Source organism: Xenorhabdus vietnamensis (assembly GCF_002127535.1).
Lineage (GTDB): Bacteria > Pseudomonadota > Gammaproteobacteria > Enterobacterales > Enterobacteriaceae > Xenorhabdus > Xenorhabdus vietnamensis.
On the sequence record NZ_MUBJ01000081.1, the window covers coordinates 1 to 1,516 of the forward strand.

The 1,516-nt window shown below is 45.3% G+C and carries 3 protein-coding genes; all 3 read right to left on the reverse strand.

The genetic code is table 11. The features are described from left to right. Positions 1 to 203, reverse strand: a 203-nt coding sequence (locus tag Xvie_RS20230) for a hypothetical protein (protein WP_139838926.1), incomplete at its 3' end; no start/stop codon positions are given. A 2-nt stretch (positions 204 to 205) separates the two neighbouring features. Beyond that, positions 206 to 370 carry a hypothetical protein gene (locus Xvie_RS21935; protein WP_167376345.1) on the reverse strand — a complete coding sequence of 55 codons (165 nt, stop codon included), beginning with the start codon at positions 368 to 370 and terminating at the stop codon, positions 206 to 208. A 182-nt stretch (positions 371 to 552) separates the two neighbouring features. Beyond that, positions 553 to 1,516, reverse strand: a 964-nt coding sequence (locus Xvie_RS20235) for a lytic transglycosylase domain-containing protein (RefSeq protein WP_139838927.1), incomplete at its 5' end; no start/stop codon positions are given.

Genomic DNA, 1,516 nt, shown 5'->3' on the forward strand with positions numbered 1-1,516 from the left:
ATGGGTTCGGGCTGGTTGTCTTGCTCAGTGATGAGATCTGTAGCGAGTTCCTGTGCCGGTTCAGTAGTGTAATGTCCAGAATCATCATCAGCCCGTGCTAACAGGTGACTAAAGTTGGCTTTTGTTGTGGTTGTGTCTTTGTGGACTGCTTTACGTTTGAAGCGGCCTAATCCCAGTATTTCGGACATGCTGTAATTTGCCATTGTTATCTTCCTGTCTGTAATAAAGCCTTGTCGACCAGCTTGCGAGCCACTTCATGAAGTGTGGGTTTAATTCCCAGTTCTGAGCGGCTGTACTCGTCCTGCTGTATCTGGCGTAGGGCGTCCATCTGCTGACGAGTCAGTAAGATGGCCTTGTTATCGATTTTCATACTTACACCTCAATCGCTGATAATTTATACATCTATATTATTGCAATATATGCAACAAATCAAATCAATGATGCAATTTAAGCAACAATACAATTCGCTATAAATTAAGAGCAAACAGGAAGCGGCAGAGCCATGTGACACTGCCGTTTGGTGAGAGTTTGATATCTGGATGAAATGTACTTCTACGAGGGATACTTCATTGAGGTAGTGATTTTCCCTGTCGTTTTTTCTTGGAATCTTTGCCGTTCTCCGGTCTTGTTATCGACCAAGGCTATTTCTACCAGAAAAGGCTTATCACCAATGGCTTCCCTGACCGCCTTTGCTATGTTCGCGGCGATCACTTCCTCATACTCACTCTCTTTCTTCTGACCGTAGAGTGATGGGAATGGCTGTTCTTGCCTGTTGATGTTCTTTTCAGCGATTGCAGCGCCGCTTTCCATGTTTTTCCTAACTCTGGGGATATAATTACGCGTTTCCGTTGGCATATTCCCCATGCCTTCTTTTTGTACGTTCCCGATACCCCAATTATATGAAGCAAGTGCTTTATTCAGATTTCCATTGTGCGTTTTCAGCAAACTTCCCAACATTTTGGCCGCAGCCTCTGCCGATTTATACGGGTCGAAAACATCGCTGCCTTTCAATCCCCACTCGGCGGCCGTTCCGGGCATAAACTGGAACATCCCCTTCGCCTGACCGGATTTCGTCGGTTTACCCATTGCGTTAGGGTTCCCCGCTGATTCTGTCATTGCAACACCGTGCAGTAACCCCGGATCTAGACCATATTTCTTTTCCAGCGTAGCGAAGTGGTCAGACATTGATTCTAATAATGCTGTCCCGGATTTACCGTGTGTTTGGTAGGGGTTGGGGTAAATAGGTGCTTCTATTTTTTGAGCTACCGGGATTTGTTTGGCAATAGCTTTCGCTTCATGGGCTTTTTTCTGCTTTTCCCATGACTCACCATATCTATCATTCAGTTTCTTTTGCAGGTTTTCATCCGGTTTTTCTCGGAGAAGACGGAACTCTTCCATAAAGGTTAACTGGCTAATAAACTCCTTGTCCCGAATGGCCCGTTTCACGATATCCTTCTCTTTGTTTCCATGATAGAAATTGTCGGCGGTGTCGCTTTCGCGCATCCTGATATCTTTA

Bases quoted from the DNA above. Each gene is read 5' to 3' on its own strand.
- Xvie_RS21935 (WP_167376345.1), bottom strand. From the start codon at position 370: ATGAAAATCGATAACAAGGCCATCTTACTGACTCGTCAGCAGATGGAC.